This is a genomic window from Pseudomonas sp. GW821-FHT12A04 (assembly GCF_058807755.1).
In genome coordinates, this window is the sequence record NZ_JBXAQZ010000001.1 from 502,841 (window position 1) to 520,589 (window position 17,749).

17 protein-coding genes are annotated in these 17,749 nt (G+C 59.6%); 9 read left to right on the forward strand and 8 right to left on the reverse strand.

All coding sequences use genetic code 11. The annotated features are described in order from the left end of the window. Positions 1-330: 330 nt before the first annotated feature. Positions 331-822 (forward strand): glycine zipper domain-containing protein, encoded by a 492-nt coding sequence (locus AC1RS8_RS02145; RefSeq protein ID WP_057712453.1) that lies wholly within the window; start codon positions 331-333, stop codon positions 820-822. A 66-nt stretch (positions 823-888) separates the two neighbouring features. On the opposite strand, the gene AC1RS8_RS02150 is transcribed toward AC1RS8_RS02145, so the two are convergent. The 3 genes from AC1RS8_RS02150 to AC1RS8_RS02160 all read right to left on the reverse strand — a co-directional run bounded on the left by AC1RS8_RS02150 (position 889) and on the right by AC1RS8_RS02160 (position 4,876). Next, a complete protein-coding gene (locus tag AC1RS8_RS02150) occupies positions 889-1,311 on the reverse strand; it encodes an acyl-CoA thioesterase (protein WP_057712454.1) in 423 nt (140 codons plus the stop codon). 174 nt (positions 1,312-1,485) lie between these two features. Beyond that, positions 1,486-2,712: a 3-hydroxyacyl-CoA dehydrogenase gene (locus tag AC1RS8_RS02155; protein WP_489339567.1), complete on the reverse strand. Its 1,227-nt coding sequence runs from the start codon at positions 2,710-2,712 to the stop codon at positions 1,486-1,488. A gap of 229 nt (positions 2,713-2,941) precedes the next feature. Then, the gene (locus tag AC1RS8_RS02160) at positions 2,942-4,876 is read right to left on the reverse strand and encodes a RecQ family ATP-dependent DNA helicase (RefSeq protein ID WP_489339566.1); all 1,935 of its coding nucleotides are present in this window, start codon (positions 4,874-4,876) and stop codon (positions 2,942-2,944) included. 448 nt (positions 4,877-5,324) lie between these two features. Between AC1RS8_RS02160 and AC1RS8_RS02165 the strand changes: the two genes are divergently transcribed. The 4 genes from AC1RS8_RS02165 (at position 5,325) to AC1RS8_RS02180 (ending at position 6,948) form a co-directional block, all read left to right on the forward strand. Next, positions 5,325-5,615 (forward strand): hypothetical protein, encoded by a 291-nt coding sequence (locus tag AC1RS8_RS02165; protein WP_407515117.1) that lies wholly within the window; start codon positions 5,325-5,327, stop codon positions 5,613-5,615. Positions 5,616-5,655: 40 nt separating this feature from the next. Further along, complete coding sequence (locus AC1RS8_RS02170) at positions 5,656-5,847, forward strand: antitoxin PaaA2 family protein (protein ID WP_489339565.1); 192 nt, start codon at positions 5,656-5,658, stop codon at positions 5,845-5,847. Between the two features lie 333 nt (positions 5,848-6,180). Continuing rightward, positions 6,181-6,477, forward strand: a complete 297-nt coding sequence (locus AC1RS8_RS02175) for a hypothetical protein (RefSeq protein ID WP_489339564.1) — start codon at positions 6,181-6,183, stop codon at positions 6,475-6,477. 114 nt (positions 6,478-6,591) lie between these two features. After that, positions 6,592-6,948, forward strand: a complete 357-nt coding sequence (locus AC1RS8_RS02180; protein ID WP_489339563.1) for a DUF1493 family protein — start codon at positions 6,592-6,594, stop codon at positions 6,946-6,948. Positions 6,949-7,084: 136 nt separating this feature from the next. Here the strand turns inward: AC1RS8_RS02180 and AC1RS8_RS02185 are convergent, their stop codons facing one another. The 3 genes from AC1RS8_RS02185 to AC1RS8_RS02195 all read right to left on the reverse strand — a co-directional run bounded on the left by AC1RS8_RS02185 (position 7,085) and on the right by AC1RS8_RS02195 (position 10,561). Beyond that, positions 7,085-8,626, reverse strand: a complete 1,542-nt coding sequence (locus AC1RS8_RS02185) for a phosphoenolpyruvate carboxykinase (RefSeq protein ID WP_489339562.1) — start codon at positions 8,624-8,626, stop codon at positions 7,085-7,087. Between the two features lie 180 nt (positions 8,627-8,806). Further along, positions 8,807-9,709, reverse strand: a complete 903-nt coding sequence (gene hslO / locus AC1RS8_RS02190) for an Hsp33 family molecular chaperone HslO (protein ID WP_489339561.1) — start codon at positions 9,707-9,709, stop codon at positions 8,807-8,809. A gap of 444 nt (positions 9,710-10,153) precedes the next feature. Continuing rightward, complete coding sequence (locus tag AC1RS8_RS02195) at positions 10,154-10,561, reverse strand: RNA-binding S4 domain-containing protein (RefSeq protein ID WP_340312551.1); 408 nt, start codon at positions 10,559-10,561, stop codon at positions 10,154-10,156. Between the two features lie 216 nt (positions 10,562-10,777). On the opposite strand from AC1RS8_RS02195, the gene rimB reads away from it, so the two are divergent. Both rimB and rimK read left to right on the forward strand, forming a co-directional pair. Next, a complete protein-coding gene (gene rimB, locus AC1RS8_RS02200) occupies positions 10,778-11,257 on the forward strand; it encodes a retropepsin-like aspartic endopeptidase RimB (protein WP_007983163.1) in 480 nt (159 codons plus the stop codon). After that, positions 11,254-12,159: a 30S ribosomal protein S6--L-glutamate ligase gene (rimK, locus tag AC1RS8_RS02205; RefSeq protein WP_007972871.1), complete on the forward strand. Its 906-nt coding sequence runs from the start codon at positions 11,254-11,256 to the stop codon at positions 12,157-12,159. The genes rimB and rimK overlap by 4 nt, the downstream gene beginning before the upstream one ends. Positions 12,160-12,289: 130 nt before the next feature. Here the strand turns inward: rimK and AC1RS8_RS02210 are convergent, their stop codons facing one another. Both AC1RS8_RS02210 and ompR read right to left on the reverse strand, forming a co-directional pair. Beyond that, positions 12,290-13,603 carry an ATP-binding protein gene (locus AC1RS8_RS02210; RefSeq protein WP_057712466.1) on the reverse strand — a complete coding sequence of 438 codons (1,314 nt, stop codon included), beginning with the start codon at positions 13,601-13,603 and terminating at the stop codon, positions 12,290-12,292. A 115-nt stretch (positions 13,604-13,718) separates the two neighbouring features. Beyond that, complete coding sequence (gene ompR / locus AC1RS8_RS02215) at positions 13,719-14,459, reverse strand: osmolarity response regulator transcription factor OmpR (protein ID WP_007983158.1); 741 nt, start codon at positions 14,457-14,459, stop codon at positions 13,719-13,721. Positions 14,460-14,820: 361 nt separating this feature from the next. Here ompR and AC1RS8_RS02220 point away from each other — a divergent pair, with 361 nt between their 5' ends. Both AC1RS8_RS02220 and AC1RS8_RS02225 read left to right on the forward strand, forming a co-directional pair. Beyond that, a complete protein-coding gene (locus tag AC1RS8_RS02220; RefSeq protein WP_489339560.1) occupies positions 14,821-17,145 on the forward strand; it encodes a Tex family protein in 2,325 nt (774 codons plus the stop codon). After that, on the forward strand, positions 17,145-17,528 hold the full coding sequence (locus AC1RS8_RS02225; protein ID WP_489339558.1) for a PaaI family thioesterase: 384 nt from the start codon (positions 17,145-17,147) through the stop codon (positions 17,526-17,528). The genes AC1RS8_RS02220 and AC1RS8_RS02225 overlap by 1 nt, the downstream gene beginning before the upstream one ends. Positions 17,529-17,749: the final 221 nt, after the last annotated feature.

Sequence of the window (17,749 nt, forward strand, 5' to 3'; positions counted from 1 at the left end):
GCGAGCAAGCTCGCTCCCACAGTTTTTTTCTGCTGTTCACATAATCTGCGTTCGACTGAAATCCCTGTGGGAGCGAGCTTGCTCGCGATGAGGCCAGACCAATGACCAAAAACTCCGGATCCAGCACTTTCCAATCGCCCACAAAAAAGGCCGTTTCCTCATGAAAACGGCCTTTGCGAAGTAGTAAAAGACCGGCAAAAAAACGTTAAGTTCCGTCCAAAAAACAGTAACTTGCAATATTGTATACAGGTCGTGTTATTCGTCGGATTTCGATTGTCACGCCCATTCCAGAGCCTCAGGATCGCGCCGTCATCCCCTTGAGGTTCCTCCATGAAGTTCTCCTCGATTCTCTTGTTGTCCCTTGGCCTGGTCAGCGGTATCGCATCTGCTGGCGGCACCACCGAAGCCGGTGTAGGCGGCGCATTGGGCGGGGTTCTAGGCTCGGTCGTCGGTCAGTCGTTAGGCGGCAGCACAGGTTCCACCATCGGCGCGGCCCTGGGTGGCGCGGGTGGTAGCGCCGTCGGCGCAAACAAACACAGCCGTGGCGAAGCCGCCCTTGGCGGTGCGTTGGGCGCAGCAGGCGGTAACGTGGTCGGCCGCAGCATGGGCGGCACCACCGGTAGCCTGATCGGCGCCGCAGCAGGCGGCGGTGCCGGTGGCGCGCTGGGTAACTACATGGGCAAAGAGTACGATCATGATGACGACGACGATCGTCGTTCGTATCGCGGCCATGGTGATCGTCGTTACTACCGTGACGGCCATCCGGGCCGTGGTCATGCCTATGGCCATCGCAAGAAGCACCACAAGTACTACCGCGACTAAGGCCTCGAGCGCCTCGCTGGTAAGTACAACAAAAATCGCAGCCCGAGGGCTGCGATTTTTTTTGCCTTACTGAACCACCAGACGCTCCAGCGCCCCGCGCAACCCTGCAGGAATCGCCACAGGTTGATTCGACGCACGATCGACAAACACATGAACGAAGCGCCCCGCCGCGCAGGCCTCGTCTTCCCCTTGCTTAAACACCGCCAGTTCGTATTGCACCGAGCTGTTGCCCAACTTGCCCACCCGCAGACCGATCTCGATGCGGTCTGGGAAAGCAATGGAAGCAAAGTAATCACAGGAGGAGCTCACCACGAACCCCACCACCTCACCGTCATGGATATCCAGGCCGCCGACTTCGATCAGGTAAGTGTTCACCGCCGTATCGAAGAAGCTGTAGTAGGTAACGTTGTTGACGTGACCGTAAGTGTCGTTGTCGTGCCAGCGGGTGGTGATGGGCTGGAAGTGCGGATAGTCGGTGCGTTGGGGCATCAGCGTTGATTCCTGAGTGGGTTCGCCAGTCTAAGGCGAAAACCGCGTTATCGTTCTTCGCGAGCAAGCCCGCTCCCACATTTGATCTTCGGTGAACACAGATTTTGTGTACGACCGATATCCAATGTGGGAGCGGGCTTGCTTACGAAGGCGCCCTTGCAGGCGCCGCATCCATCACTTGTCAGCAAAGCCCTTGCCAGTCGCCGCCAGCTCCCCAATCACCCGCGCCGGATTCCAGTGATCACCCTGACGCGTCTCAAGGTCGATCAAGCGCCGATGAATGTCCGCCAACCCTTGCTGATCCGCCCAGGCCATCGGCCCGCCCTTGTCCGCCGGAAAACCGTATCCGTTGAGGTAGACCAGATCGATATCGTGAGCCGACCCGGCGATGCCTTCCTGAAGAATCTTCGCGCCTTCGTTGACCAGTGCCAGCAAGCAGCGCTCGAGAATCTCCTCCGGGCCAATCTCGCGGCGCTGGAACCCCAGCTCCTCACTGACTTGAAGCACCAGTGCGTCGACCTGCGGATCGTGTTCGGCCTGACGACTGCCCGGTTCATAGTGGTAAAAGCCGTTGCCACTCTTCTGGCCGAAACGTCCCTGCTCACACAAACGGTTATCCACCTGAACTTGCGGCGCATCCTGCCCGATGCCGGATATCTGGCGCGAGCGCCATTGCAGGTCGACGCCCACCACGTCGAACATGCGGAACGGCCCCATGGCAAAACCGAAGGCTTGCAGCGCTGCGTCCACCTGGTAGGGAAAAGCGCCTTCGAGCAGCATTTTTCGCGCTTCGAGCACATAGGTATTGAGCATGCGGTTGCCGATGAAACCGTCGCAATTGCCCGACACCACACTGACCTTGCCCATGCGTTGGCCGAGCGCCAGTGCCGCGTCGAGCACCGCCGGTGCAGTCTGCGCGCCACGGACGATTTCCAGCAGTTTCATGATATGCGCCGGGCTGAAGAAGTGCAGGCCCAGCACTTGCTGCGGCCGGCGGGTGACCTCGGCGATGGCGTCGATGTCCAGCGCCGAAGTATTGCTGGCCAGAATCGCCTCAGGTTTGAGCAGGCCATCGAGCTCGCGGAAAATTTTCTGCTTGAGCTCAAGGTTTTCGTACACCGCTTCGATGACCAGGTCGACATCGCGGATGGCCACATAACCATCCGCCGCCGTAACGCGCGCGACACGGGCATCGGCTTCGCCCTGATCAATGCGGCCCTGACGCACGTTGTGGGCATAGGTGTCCGCCACGGTGGCCAGCGCTTGCTCCAGCATTTGCGGATTGTTGTCCACCCACTGCACGGCCACTCCGGCGTTGGCCAGGCACATGACAATGCCACGGCCCATGGTGCCCGCGCCGATGACGGCGGCGCGCTGAATATTCGACGGTGTCTGGCTCATGTTTTGTTCTCTTGTTGGCGATCCGAAGACAGCCACCACCATAGTCAGCCACCGGCTTTTTTTGAAATTTATTCCTGTGATGAGCAACATTCAGCGGATGGATGTAGCCCTGCCAGGCACTGAGTTCCCTGTGGGAGCGAGCTTGCTCGCGATGGCGGTGTGTCAGTCGCCATCAATGTTGAATGTGCCAGCCTCATCGCGAGCAAGCTCGCTCCCACAGGTTTTTGGTTCAGCCGGCAAGATGTTGCTCTGCCCAACTGCGCACCCCGGCATACGGATAATCTTCCAGCGCCGCAAACCCGGGAATCGACCGCGCCTTGAGCTTGGTGAACAACGGCACGCTGATCCCGCACAGAAACCGTGTTACGCGTTCAGCCGAGGGCACGTTGCCCGTGTGCTGCTCGTGCCTGTGGATAAAACCGCCACACAGCGCCTCGAAATTCTTATCCACAAGCGCCGGCAACTCCGGTGGTGCCGGTAGCCGCGCCACTTGCCCGTGACACACCGAACAATGTCCGCATTGCTGCGGGGCATTGTGGTCGCCGAAATACTCGGCCAGGCGATAACCCAGGCAACGGTCGGTGGCGAACAGGTCCAGCATCGCGTGAATCCGCGCGATCTCGGTGCGCTCATGCCGAGTGAAATAGCCGTGCAGTTCCTCGCTCAACGCAACGTTGTCGAACCCGCTTTGCAGCACGCTGTAGACCTCGGTCATCTGCTTGCTTTCGAGCTCCACCCAGCCTTTCTCCTGGAAGTAATCCAGCGCCTTGACTACCCGACTGCGCTCAGCCTGATGCTGCTCGTACAGCGCCTCGAAATTCACTGTGGCCCAGGTCCGGGCGCGGCTGGAGGTCTGGATGATCGCAGCGACAAAATCCCTGCGCTCGCCTTCGAAACGCGCCAATAGCACCTCGGGCTCCTGCACATACTTGAAACGGTACTCGGCGTAGTACGCGTAGCGCGGGGCGATCAACCCGCGCAATTCGAGTTGCACCAGCAAGGTCTTGAGCGGCAACTGGCGAATATTGCTCTGGTCTGCCAACGGCCCCAGCAGAAACTCCCACTGCCCTTCGGTTGCAGCGGCATGCATCTCGTCAAGCACGCAACGGATGCCATCCAGTTCGGGTGTGTCGCCGTAGACGAAATTCTCCAGCACGTTGAGGCTGTCGCGGTTGGCCAACACCAGGCAGTCCGACGACTGCCCGTCACGCCCGGCGCGGCCGATTTCCTGGCTGTAGTTTTCGATGGATTTGGGCAGGTCGAAATGCACCACGTTGCGGATGTCGCTTTTGTCGATGCCCATGCCGAAAGCGATGGTGGCGACGATGCAATTGGACTGCCCGCCCATGAAGCGACGCTGGATCGCTTCCCGTTGCTCATGGGGCAACCCGGCGTGATAAGCCTCGGCCTGAATGCCGTTGCGGTTCAGGTGTTCGGCGATGTGCTCAGCGGTTTTCTGCAAAGTGACATAGACGATGCTCGGCTGGTCCGGACGCTGGCTCATCCATTCGTCCAGGCGTCGGCGCTTGTCCACTCCGCGAACCGGTTCCACCAGCAAATTGAGGTTCGGGCGATAGAAACCGGTGGTCACCACATCGTCGGCGGCGATGGCGAATTTCGCCTGCATGTCGGCGATGACCTTGGGCGTCGCCGTTGCGGTCAACAGCAACACCTGCGGGATGTTGAACTGGCGTTGATAGTCGGGAAGCTTGAGGTAGTCCGGGCGAAAGTTATGCCCCCATTCGGAAATGCAGTGCGCCTCGTCCACCACCAGCAGCGAGATCGGTACTTGCTGCAAAAAATGCCGGAAGCGCTCGTTCTTCAGGCGCTCCACGGAGATCATCAAAATCTTCAGTTCGCCGGATTTTGCCCGGGCCATGACGTCGCTGGCGTCATCGCGGCTCTGAGCCGAATCGATACTGCCCGCCGAGATGCCGTGGCGTTGCAGGAACGCCAGTTGATCCTGCATCAACGCCAGCAAGGGTGAGACCACCAGTGTCAGGTGCGGCAGCAACAACGCCGGTAATTGGTAGCAAAGGGATTTGCCGGAACCGGTGGGGAAAATCGCTGCCGCCGAGCGCCCGGCCAGCACGGCACTGACGGCCGCCTCCTGACCGGGTCGAAATTGTGGATAACCAAAAACCTGTTCCAGGGTGTTGTGCATAAGCTGTCACTCCGTTGACTGCTGCGGAGTCAAAAGCCTAGCCGGCGATCGCAGCGAGTCGAGAAAAGGTCGGGGGCAAAAACGATACCGGATGATACAGCGGATGGCTGGAAGGGCTTGAGATCGCTTTCGCGAGCCTGCTCGCGAAGAGGCCAGCACACCCACCGCAAAACTCGAAACACCCGACAGCGTCCAAAGCCCTCTCTGCCGATACTTGCTAAACAGCGACTGATAAGCCCGTAGGCATTTTTACCGGCAGCGGCTACGGCGCACAAACCTCCGAAAATGTGTAAGCCTTTTCCTCGGAACACGATAAATACCCTACAACGCCTGTCCATTTCAGCCATCTTGTCCTGCAACGCCAGGTCCTCCTATAGTTTCCGGCGCGGCTGAAAACAGTGTCTCGGCCTGCCGGGAACACTTGCCGATTTCGCACAGGACCCACTCGATGAAAAAAGCCGACACGCCGACAGCCCGCTATCACCCGCTCAAGAGCCGCTACAGCGAAACCCCAGTGCTGGTCATCGATACCGAGGCCGACCCCTACGAGATCCTCGACGCCGCCCGACAACGCATACGCGCCGCCAGCGACCTGCTCGAAACCCTTTATTGCACGTGCTTCAAACAGGCCGAAGCGAGCGACATCCCCAAAATCGTCGGCGCCCTGTACCTGCTGACCCAGGACGGCAACGACCTGCTCGACATCGCCCGGCAGCGCCTGCCGAAATTCACCGGCTGAAGCCCCACCACAACCTCCTGTGGGAGCGAGCTTGCTCGCGATGAACGATAACGCGGTGAGCCTGATGAAAAACAAAATACCCGATACCCAAGAACAGCTCGAACAAGCAGCCTACGACGCATGGTTCAAAGCCCAAGTACAAGCCGGCCTAGACGATTCCCGTCCCTGCATTCCAAATGAAGAAGCCAAACGCTTGATGGCAAACAAACGCGAAAATTTGCGCAAGAGATAAGCCCGTCAGCAACGCCCTATCAAAGCTTCGGCAAGGTCCTACAAAACAAGACACCTTGTCGCCTATCGCATCTAACAACGAAATTTTACTGTCTCCCCATCGCTGCAAAATCAGCGATCAGGTTTGGTCACCTGAGAACAACGCACACATGTGTGCCATCATTCGCGCCGCGGACATCTATGTCCTCGTAGTGCATTGCTATGGCGGCTGTGTGCGGGACGCCTTCGGGCGAGCCGAGTTGTTGTTCTCGGTTGACCAAGCCTGCGCACAGTCCGCCTCCCATCGTTTGGTCACGGTGCTGGCGGTTACTTAACAACAAACCGAGTAATTCATATGCAAACTCTGAATCCGTTTCCAAATCGCTACCGTCCACTCCAATCCAACCTCACCGATTCCCCGGCCCTGATCATCGACACAGAGGCCAACCCGCAAGACATCCTCGAAGCCGCCCTCCAGCGTATCCGGGCCTCTAGTGACCTGCTGCAAACCCTGCACTGCCAATGCTTCAAACACGGCGACCTCAAAGACATCCCGCACATCACCCACGCCCTCTACCTGCTGACCCAGGACGGCTGCGACCTGCTCAAAGTCGCCCAGCAACGCATGCTGAACTGGAAAGCCCCGGCCTGACATCGAGTGAAGATCAGTTCCCATGTTCTGCATGGGAACGATGAAGTCAGTCGCTCCTTCCTCTCGCGATCGGCAACCAATAAGATCCGACCAAGCCCAACCGGACACCCCGCAATGAACCTCGCCCCCAACTTCCCGGACGATCACGCCATGCAACTGCTCATGCAGTTGCTGCACGAAGCAATCGGTCTGCCCGACCGCAAAACCATTAGCCTCAACACCTCGATCAACTTTGATCTGGGCTGCGAAGGCGCTGATGCTCGGCACCTGATGGAAGCACTGGAAGAACAGTTCGCCATCGACTTCTTCGACTACGACACCTATCGCTACTTCCAGCCTGAAGGCTTTGATGTGTTTCTCAAGCGACGGGCGAAGGGGCGTGGCGATAAGGTTCCACTGACTATCGAAATGCTTTACCAAGCGATAAAAGCGCAACGCTGGGATACGCGAAAACTGGAAGGGATCAGCTGAACGCGTAAGTGTCATTATTCTGGCCGTTTGAAGCCTTTTCAGCCGGAATAATGGTAGCTGCGCATCACATCGTCCGAATCGCACCCACAAAAAAACCGCCCCGAAGGGCGGTTTTTTCATTAGCTCAATCCAACACTTACAGCTTTGGACCAGCAGCCTTGATCGCGTCGCTCACTTCGAACTTCTTGAAGTTCTCGATGAACAGGCCGGCCAGTGCTTTGGCGGCTTCGTCGTAGGATGGCTTGTCGGCCCAGGTGTTGCGTGGGTTCAGCAGGCCAGTCTCAACGCCCGGTACGGCCACTGGCACGTCGAGGTTGATGGTGTCCAGGTGCTCGGTCTCGGTACCGATCAGCGCGCCGCTCTGGATCGCTGCGATCACGGCACGGGTGGTCGGGATGTTGAAGCGTTTGCCGACGCCGTAGCCACCGCCAGTCCAGCCGGTGTTGACCAGGTAGACCTTGGAGCCGAAGCCGCGGATGCGCTTGATCAGCAGCTCAGCGTATTCGCCGGCCGGACGCGGGAAGAACGGCGCACCGAAGCAGGTGGAGAAGGTCGACTTGATGCCGCTGCCCGAACCCATTTCGGTCGAACCGACCAGCGCGGTGTAACCGGACAGGAAGTGGTAAGCCGCTTGTTCTTCGTTGAGGATCGACACTGGCGGCAGTACGCCGGTCAGGTCGCAGGTCAGGAAGATCACAGCGTTCGGCTCGCCACCGAGGTTCTTCTCGGAGCGCTTGGCAACGTGCTCCAGCGGGTAGGCGGCGCGGCTGTTCTGGGTCAGGCTGACATCGGCGTAGTCGGCGTGCTTGGCGTCGTCGATAACGACGTTTTCCAATACCGCGCCGTGCTTGATGGCTTTCCAGATAACCGGCTCGTTCTTCTCGGACAGGTCGATGCACTTGGCATAGCAACCGCCTTCGATGTTGAACACAACGCCTTCGCCCCAGCCGTGCTCGTCGTCACCGATCAGGTAACGGCTTTCGTCGGCCGACAGGGTGGTTTTACCAGTGCCGGACAGACCGAAGAACAGGGTCACGTCGCCTTCTTCGCCGATGTTGGCGGCGCAGTGCATTGGCAGTACGTCGGCAGCCGGCAGCAGGAAGTTCTGCACCGAGAACATGGCTTTCTTCATTTCACCGGCGTAACGCATGCCGGCGATCAGCACTTTCTTCTGTGCGAAGTTGATGATCACGCAGCCGTCGGAGTTGGTGCCGTCACGCTCTGGCACGCACTCGAAGTTGGCAACGTTGAGGACCTGCCACTCGTCACGACCCGCCGGGTTGTACTGAGCCGGGTTGATGAACAGGCAACGGCCGAACAGGTTCTGCCAGGCAGTCTGGGTGGTCATCTTCACGGCCAGGTAGTGCTCGGAAGCCGCACCTACATGCACGTGGGAAACGAAATGCTCTTGCGCGTTGTTGAATGCCTCAACGCGAGCCCACAGGGCGTCGAACTTGTCGGCCGGGAACTTGCGGTTGATCGGGCCCCAGGCGATGGCAGCCTGGGTGCTTGGCTCTTCAACGATGAAACGGTCGACTGGCGAACGGCCGGTACGGTGACCGGTACGAACAACCAGTGCGCCGGTATCGGCAAGCTCGCCTTCACCGCGATTGAGGGCTTCTTTAACCAGATCATCAACACTCAGATCGGTGTACACGGCATTGTTGGCTTGCGTCATGAGGTTCCCCGTCGGCCAGTGGCCGAGTGCTCCAAACGTTTTTGTAGTAGAAAGTCGTGCACTACTACCGCGAAAAAAGTGGGCCGGATTATGCCAGAAAAGCCCAAAAAGAGTAGGCCCCTCCTGTCGTAACGGCGTTAATCCGGCGCAAGGCAGTGAATTTACCTGCGCTGAACCGTTTTAGTGACGGGTATCTGACGGCGTCTCGATACCCGCGCCTGCGAACAATTGAGTGACATCGGCCGCGTCAAACAGGTAGCGCTGGTTGCAGAACTGGCAATCGATTTCGATGTTGCCACCGTGTTCGTCCACCAATTGCTGCGCGTCTTCCATACCCAGACTGACCAGCGCATTGGCCGAACGTTCGCGCGAGCAACTGCAACGGAAGCGCAGCTTCTGCACATCGAACAGACGCACCTGCTCGTCGTGGTACAGGCGATGCAGCACGGTTTCGTTGTCCAGGCTCAACAGCTCATCGGCGGTCAGCGTACCGCCCAGGGTGGTGATGTGCTGCCAGCTGGCAGCGCGTTCGTCTTCGTCTTTCAAACGATCGGCCGGCAGTTGTTGCAGCAACAGGCCACGGGCACGACGACCATCGGCGTACAGCCAGAAACGCGTGCCGACTTGCTGGGACATGACGAAATAGTTGGTGAAGCATTCGGACAGGGTGGCGCCGTCGAGGTCGACGATGCCCTGGTAGCGCTGGCCCTGTTCCGGGTCGATGGTCAATGCCAGGACGCCTTCAGGCATCAGGTCGGCCAGGGTGGCATCGGCAGCGATGCGATCCGCGTCGTAACGGGCCAGGCCACGGATGTCGCGCTCGCTGGAGCACTCGATCATCAGCAGCGGGATCGGGCCTTCGGAGCGGGCTTGCAGAATCAGCAAGCCATCGAACTTCATCGTGCCGACCAGCAACGATGCGGCCGCCATCAGCTCGCCGAGCAGTTGCGCGACCGGCTGCGGGTAGGCGTGTTTGGCCAGGACTTCGGCGTAGCTGAGCTCCAACGAAACCAGCTCGCCACGGGTGTCGCTGTCATCGAAGATGAAGCGTTGTGTGAAGTCGTTATCCGCGTGATCGGTCATAGGTCTGGGTATCTGAAGTAGTGAAAATGGTTACAGGAAACAAGAAATTTACCTTGCGCGACCACTCGGGTGCGCAACGTTCAGCCATGAAAGGCATTTTATGAACAATCCGGGCCTGATCCAAGCAGGTGGAACAAGCGCTGATGGGTTCCGGGTCGTTTCCCGCCCTGCACTGCTGGCAATGTGGTTATGGCCTACAGATCAGAGACTGTGTGTGATTTTCGACGAGCGGCGATATCGTCCATGCGATGCACTGCTGGCGAAGCACAGATATGGATGCGCACCGGGTCAATTGCAAGTCTTGGCCTGAAGGCGCCGTGAAACCTGGCGAGTGTCGCGCACTCGACCGCGGGCAATCCACGCTCCCACAGAAATGACACAAACCCTTGTGGGAACGGGCTTGTCCGCGATAGCGGCCTGGCAGTCGCCCGAGAAATATCTGTATTAGTCGTCGTTACTGCTGCCACGAAACTTGAACAAATCCCGCCGCTGTTTCTTGCTTGGCTTACCGTCGGTGCTCACGCCCAGGGCTCCGGCCTTTCTTTGCGCTGCGGCCTCTTCGCGCTTGGCGATGCTGGTCAGGGTCTCGGCATACAAGGTCTGCGCCTGCGGCGCGCCGCGGCGAACGATCGATAACGCCTGGACCACCACTGTGCGCTCCTCGAAACCGGTGCGAATCACAAACTCATCGCCGACCCGTGGCTCTTTACCCGGCTTGCAGCGCTCGCCCCGGCAATGCACCTTGCCGCTTTCAATCGCTGCCTTGGCCAGGGCGCGGGTTTTGTAGAATCGTGCAGCCCACAACCATTTATCGAGGCGGACTTTGTCGTCCTCTTCGTTTTTTTGTGCCATGGAATTTCCTCATTCTGAAATATTGGTGAACTGTACTACCGTTTCTGACGTACCAAGAATTTCACCGTCTCGGATTACAATGCTGACATTCCATAACCTCCTTGCGAGGCTGGAAATCCGGGCCGTAGATATCTGTCGCCTTTTAATCATTATTCTGCGTGAATACCGCGAATCCGGCCGCGTGCGGCCCGAGCGGTTTCTACCGGTTGAGCACTATTGAAGACATTTGACCATTTGACCGTTGTCGGTCTGCGCGAGTGGGTGGCGCTCCCGGATTTGGGAGTCGCCGGCCTTCGGGCAAAAATCGACACCGGTGCCAGCACCTCAAGCCTCCACGCCACCGAAATCGAGCCGTTCGAGCGCGATGGTGAGCAGTGGGTGCGTTTTACCGCCCACCTGGGTTCCGTCGTACAACTGCGCCACCGACGCTGCGAAGCACCGCTGGTGACGATGAAAACCATTAAAAGCTCAAACGGTCACGCGCAGGTGCGATACGTGATCAGCACTACCCTGGCCCTTGGTGATCGGGTCTGGCGGGTCGAGTTCACGCTCGCCTGCCGCAAGTCCATGCGTTATCGCCTGCTGCTCGGCTCCAAAGCCCTGATTCACGGCCAGTTGGTGGTCAATCCGGGCATCAAGTACGTACAAGACAAGCCGGTGTTCCCGGTATCTACCTCCTCCACAGGTGTTGCATGAAGATCGCTGTGCTGTCGCGGAATCCGCGTCTGTATTCCACCCGTCGTCTGGTCGAAGCCGGTACCGAGCGTGGCCATGAAATGGTGGTGGTCGACACTTTGCGCGCCTACATGAACATCGCCAGCCACAAGCCACAGATCCACTACCGCGGCAAACCGCTGGAGGGTTTCGATGCGGTGATTCCACGGATCGGTGCATCCGTGACCTTTTATGGCTGTGCAGTGCTGCGCCAGTTCGAAATGATGGGGGTATTTCCGCTCAACGAATCGGTGGCCATTGCCCGTTCCCGGGACAAGCTGCGTTCGCTGCAATTGTTGTCCCGTCGCGGGATCGGCTTGCCGGTGACCGGGTTTGCCCACTCCCCCGATGACATTCCCGACCTGATCGAAATGGTCAACGGTGCGCCGTTGGTGATCAAGGTGCTGGAAGGCACCCAGGGCATCGGCGTGGTGCTGTGCGAAACCGCCACGGCCGCGGAATCGGTGATCGAGGCGTTCATGGGCCTCAAGCAGAACATCATGGTTCAGGAGTACATCAAGGAAGCCGGTGGTGCGGACATTCGCTGCTTCGTCGTCGGCGACAAGGTGATTGCAGCGATGAAGCGCCAGGCCAAACCCGGCGAATTTCGCTCCAACCTGCATCGCGGTGGCAGCGCGAGCCTGATCAAGATCACCCCGGAAGAACGCATGACGGCGTTGCGCGCAGCGAAGGTCATGGGGCTGGCGGTTGCAGGCGTCGACATCCTGCGCTCCAATCACGGGCCGTTGGTGATGGAAGTTAACTCGTCGCCGGGCCTGGAGGGAATTGAGACCACCACCGGGAAGAATGTGGCGGGGATCATCATTGAGCATCTGGAGAAGAATGGCGGGCCGAATATGACTCGGACCAAAGGGAAGGGTTAAACCTCAAGCCTTGTGGCGGCAGGGATGCCGCCATCGCGAGCAAGCTCGCTCCCACAGGGTTTTAGCCAAAATCACTGTGGAAGCGGGCTTGCCCGCGAAGGGGCCGTCAGCTCCACTGAAAAATCAGGCCTTAAACGGCATCCCGCGGCAGCAGCAACCCCAACGGCAACCGCACCCGAGCTTCCAGCCCACCGCCCGAGCGGTTACGCAGCTCAACGTTACCGCCATGCATCGAGGCAATCCGCTTCACGATCGCCAATCCCAACCCGGTGCCCTTGCCACCCCGGGCACGGTCACCGCGGGTGAACGGGTTGAAAATCGCCTCCAGCTCCGAAGGATCGATCCCGGCACCACGGTCCATGACACTCAGCACTACATATGGTGCGCTGGTGTCCCCGGACACATACGCCGCCACCTCCACACCGCTGCCGGCATGATGCAGCGCGTTGCCGATCAGGTTGTTCAGCAGTCGCTTCATCGATACCCGACGCAGCGGAAACGGCTGGATAGGCTCCAGGCGCAGCCGCACTTTTTCTTCGCTCTGGTTATACGGCGCGGCAACTTCACGGACCAGGTCGCTCAGGTCGACCTCTTCCACCGACTCGTCGCGCCCGTCACGAATGAACGCCAGGAACTGATCGAGAATCGCATCCATGTCTTCGATGTCACGCACCATGTCGTCGGTCAGGTCCGTGTGATCGCCCATCAACTCCAGGGACAGACGCAATCGCGTCAACGGCGTGCGTAAATCATGGGAAACCCCGGCCAGCATCAGTTCACGCTCGCGACCGGCCTGTTCGACGTCTTCAGCCATCTGGTTGAAGGCGCGGTACACCTCGGTCATCTCGCTCGGCGTATCGCTGATTGGCAGGCGCACACTGCGGCCCTGGCCAAGTTGCCGCGCGGCATACACCAGACGCTTCAAAGGTTGGTTGAGCTGGCTGACGAAGATCCAGGCCGAAGCGGTGGACAGCAGGCCAATAGCGAGGAACCAGCCCAGCACGTTCCAGATTTTCTGGCCGCGCAACGGATGAGGATAAAGCGGTACTTTCAGCCAGCCATCACCCAGGCTTGGCGCCCGGACCCACAGCGCCGGTGGCGAATGCATGCGCAGCCGGACTTCAGTGTCGGCACCCAACTCCGCCTGCATCTGCCGCTGGTAGATCTCGCTGTAAGGCCAGTGCTGTTCGCCTTCTGGCACGCCGGCACCCACCACCCGGATCAAGGTCGCGGCCTCGGCGATCTTGCCGCGGTTTTCTTCATCGGCAGCCCAATAGGCGCGCAGCGTCAGGGCGACACCGTGGCTGTACTGGCGGTCCACCAGCACGTCTTCGTTCATCAGCAGATAAACCAGGGTCAGCGCCTTGGAGAAGAGTACGACGATGAGCACCAGCCAAAGGGTGCGGGAGAAGAAGCTCTGGGGAAACCAAACGGGGGTTTTCATGGATAACCGTTAAACACTTGCAGGAGCGAGCGATGCTCGCATATTGCGGATCGCGAGTCTGCGGACAGGATCGATTGATCCGATGTCCGCGTGACCCGCTCCTACAAATCGCCAATCACTTGGTGGCGGTACCATCCGGTACAAACACGTAACCCACGCCCCAGACAGTCTGGATGTAACGCGGTTTGGACGGATCGGGCTCGATCATCCGGCGCAGACGGGAAATCTGCACATCGATGGAACGCTCCAGGGCATCCCACTCGCGGCCACGGGCCAGGTTCATCAATTTGTCGCGGGTCAGCGGTTGACGCGCGTTCATCACCAGGGCCTTGAGTACAGCGAACTCACCGGTGGTGAGCATGTGCACTTCTTCGCCGCGCTTGAGCTCGCGGGTAGCCAGGGACAATTCATAGTCACCGAAGGTCACGCTTTCGTCTTCGCTGCCTGGCGCGCCCGGCACCGGAGCCGACTGGCGACGCAGGACCGCTTTGACGCGAGCCATCAGCTCATCGGGGTTGAACGGCTTGGCCAGGTAATCGTCGGCACCCAGCTCCAGGCCCTTGATGCGGCTCAGCTCATCGCCCTTGGCGGTCAGCATGATGATCGGAATCTGGTTGTTCGCGCCGCGCAGACGGCGGCAGGCGGTCAAGCCGTCTTCACCGGGCAGCATCAGGTCGAGTACGACCAGGTTGAACACTTCGCGCGCCAGCAGGCGATCCATTTGCTCAGTGTTCGGTACGGCGCGGGCGCGGTAGCCCTTGCTGACGAAAAAACGCTCCAGCAGGCTGCTGAGCCCAGGATCGTCGTCAACAATAAGAATTTTTTCGCCTTCAGCAGTTTGTGCAGTGCTGCTCATTGGATGCTCCTTTGATCTCGGCGCGCATTATGGCGTAGCTGCCGTTATACGCACCGTGTGCATTGTTAGCAGATTTTTCCTTTAGTGCCAGAAAACCGGCCATTTCACCTGCAACCCGCGATGTCCCCGAATGCCGGAACGCTGGTTATAATGCGCGGCCTTTTGTGTCAGGCAACATCAGACAGGTACTACAGACGGACACCATTTTTTTTCATGGCGCCGGCAGTAATTGTTCGATTTCACGGGTCAACGGGATACCTTTTGATCCAGGTAGCGGCGCAGGCCAGGCCGCTCAACCAGACTCGCCCAGGCCCTATCTCTGCGCCTGCGAGCCTGCTTTCACAATTTGTCAGGTGGTTTTATGGACAGCATCAACAGCCGCATCGCCGAGGAACTCGGTGTACGCCCACAACAGGTCGAAGCGGCCGTCGCGCTACTCGATGAAGGCTCTACCGTTCCCTTCATCGCCCGTTACCGGAAAGAAGTGACCGGCAGCCTCGACGATACGCAATTGCGTCATCTGGAAGAGCGCCTGCGCTACCTGCGAGAACTCGACGAACGGCGTATCAGCATCCTCGCCAGCATCCAGGAGCAGGGCAAGCTGACCCCGCAACTTGAACGCGACATCAAGCTCGCCGACACCAAGACCCGTCTCGAAGACTTGTACCTGCCGTACAAGCAGAAGCGCCGCACCAAGGGCCAGATCGCCCTGGAAGCAGGCCTGGGCGAGCTGGCCGACGGCCTGTTCAACGACCCGTCCCTGAGCCCGGAAACCGAAGCCGCACGTTTCATCGACGCGGAAAAAGGCGTGGCCGATGTGAAGGCTGCCCTCGAAGGCGCCAAGTACATCCTGATGGAACGCTTCGCCGAAGACGCCGGCCTGCTGGACAAGCTGCGCAGCTACCTCAAGCAGGAAGCCACCCTCAGTGCCCGCGTGATTGCCGGCAAGGAAGAGGAAGGCGCCAAGTTCCGCGATTACTTCGAACACGACGAACCGCTCAAAAGCATGCCGTCGCACCGCGCGCTGGCGATTTTCCGTGGCCGTAACGAAGGCATCCTCAGCTCCGTGCTGAAAGTCGGCGACGAACTGCCGGGCACCATGCACCCGTGCGAAGGCATGATCGGCCAGCAATTCGGCATCCAGAACCAGAACCGCGCTGCCGACAAATGGCTGGGCGAAGTAGTGCGCTGGACCTGGAAGGTCAAGCTCTACACCCACCTGGAGACTGACCTGTTGGGTGAGCTGCGCGATGGCGCGGAAACCGAAGCGATCAACGTATTCGCCCACAACCTGCACGACCTGCTGCTGTCGGCCCCGGCCGGCCCGCGCGCCACCTTGGGCCTCGACCCGGGCCTGCGTACCGGTTGCAAGGTCGCCGTGGTCGACTCCACCGGCAAGCTGCTGGATCACGCCACGGTTTACCCGCACGTGCCGCACAACAAGTGGGACCAGACCCTCGCCGTGCTCGCCGCCCTGTGCGCCAAGCACTCGGTGGACCTGATCGCCATCGGCAACGGTACCGCCAGCCGCGAAACCGACAAGCTGGCCGCTGAACTGATCAAAAAATACCCGGCCATGAAAATGACCAAGGTCATGGTTTCCGAGGCCGGCGCATCGGTTTACTCCGCCTCGGAACTGGCTTCCAAGGAATTCCCGGACCTGGACGTGTCGATCCGTGGCGCCGTGTCGATTGCCCGTCGCCTGCAAGACCCGTTGGCCGAGCTGGTGAAGATCGATCCGAAATCCATCGGTGTCGGCCAGTACCAGCACGACGTGTCGCAGCTGAAACTGGCCCGCGGCCTGGATGCGGTGGTCGAGGACTGCGTGAACGCCGTCGGCGTCGACGTGAACACGGCTTCCGTGGCACTGCTGGCGCGGATCTCCGGCCTCAACGCGACCCTGGCGCAGAACATCGTCAGCCACCGCGATGAGCACGGCGCATTCAAGACTCGCGCAGCCTTGAAGAAAGTCGCGCGCCTGGGTGAAAAAACCTTCGAACAGGCCGCAGGATTCCTGCGCGTCATGAACGGCGAAAACCCGTTGGACTCGTCGGCAGTTCACCCGGAAGCCTATCCGCTGGTTCAGCGCATCGCCGCCGAAACCGACCGTGACATCCGCTCGCTCATTGGCGATGCCGCGTTCCTCAAGCGTCTCGATCCGAAGAAGTACACCGATGAAACCTTCGGTTTGCCGACCGTGACCGACATCCTCCAGGAACTGGAAAAACCCGGTCGCGACCCGCGCCCCGAGTTCAAGACCGCCGAGTTCCAGGAAGGCGTCGAAGACCTCAAGGACCTGCAACTGGGCATGATCCTCGAAGGCGTGGTGACCAACGTGACCAACTTCGGCGCCTTCGTCGATATCGGTGTGCATCAGGACGGTTTGGTGCACATCTCTGCGCTTTCGGAGAAGTTCATCAAGGATCCTCGCGAAGCGGTGAAGGCCGGTGACGTGGTGAAAGTGAAGGTCATGGAAGTCGACATCCCGCGCAAACGCGTAGGCCTGTCGATGCGCATGAGCGACACCCCGGGCGAGAAAATCGACGGTGCCCGCGGCGCACGTCCGGGTTCGGCGCCACGCCAATCCCAGAACACCGCACCGCGCAAGGAAACCACGGCAGCGGCCCCGAGCAACAACGCCATGGCTTCGCTGTTCGCCAATGCCAAGCAGCTGAAGAAACGTTGATGGACATTCCCGCCGGGCTGACCGAAAGCGCGTTTTTCAAGCTGCTGGGCTGCCGCTTGCACAGCCTGGAAACCGGGGTGGCGCAAGTCGCCCTGGGGCTGGAGCCCGAGCTGCGCAATCGCGGTGGCAAGCTGCACGGCGGGGCCTTGTTCAGCCTGGTGGACATTGCCATGGGGCTGGCCTGTTCCAGCACCCACGGCTTTGACCAGCAGAGCGCGACCATCGAGTGCAAGATCAACTACATTCGCGCCGTCTCTGACGGCGAGGTGATGTGCACGGCACGGGTGATTCATCCGGGCCGCCGCACGTTGGTGGTCGAGGCTGATGTGACGCAGGGCGACAAACTGGTCGCAAAAGCACAAGGCACGTTCGCTGTCCTGTAGCTAGTCGTCATCAAATTGAGTTAATTTCGGCGCTGTGACCACAGTGTCGGAATTTCCTGTGGGAGCGGGCTTGTGGCGAGGGGGCTTGCCCCCGTTTGAGTGCGTAGCACTCACAATATCTTGGAACATCAGAGGTTTTGGGGCTGCTTCGCAGCCCAACGGGGGCAAGCCCCCTCGCCACAGGTCCACTCCCACATCGATTGCGGCGAGATCCAAAACCA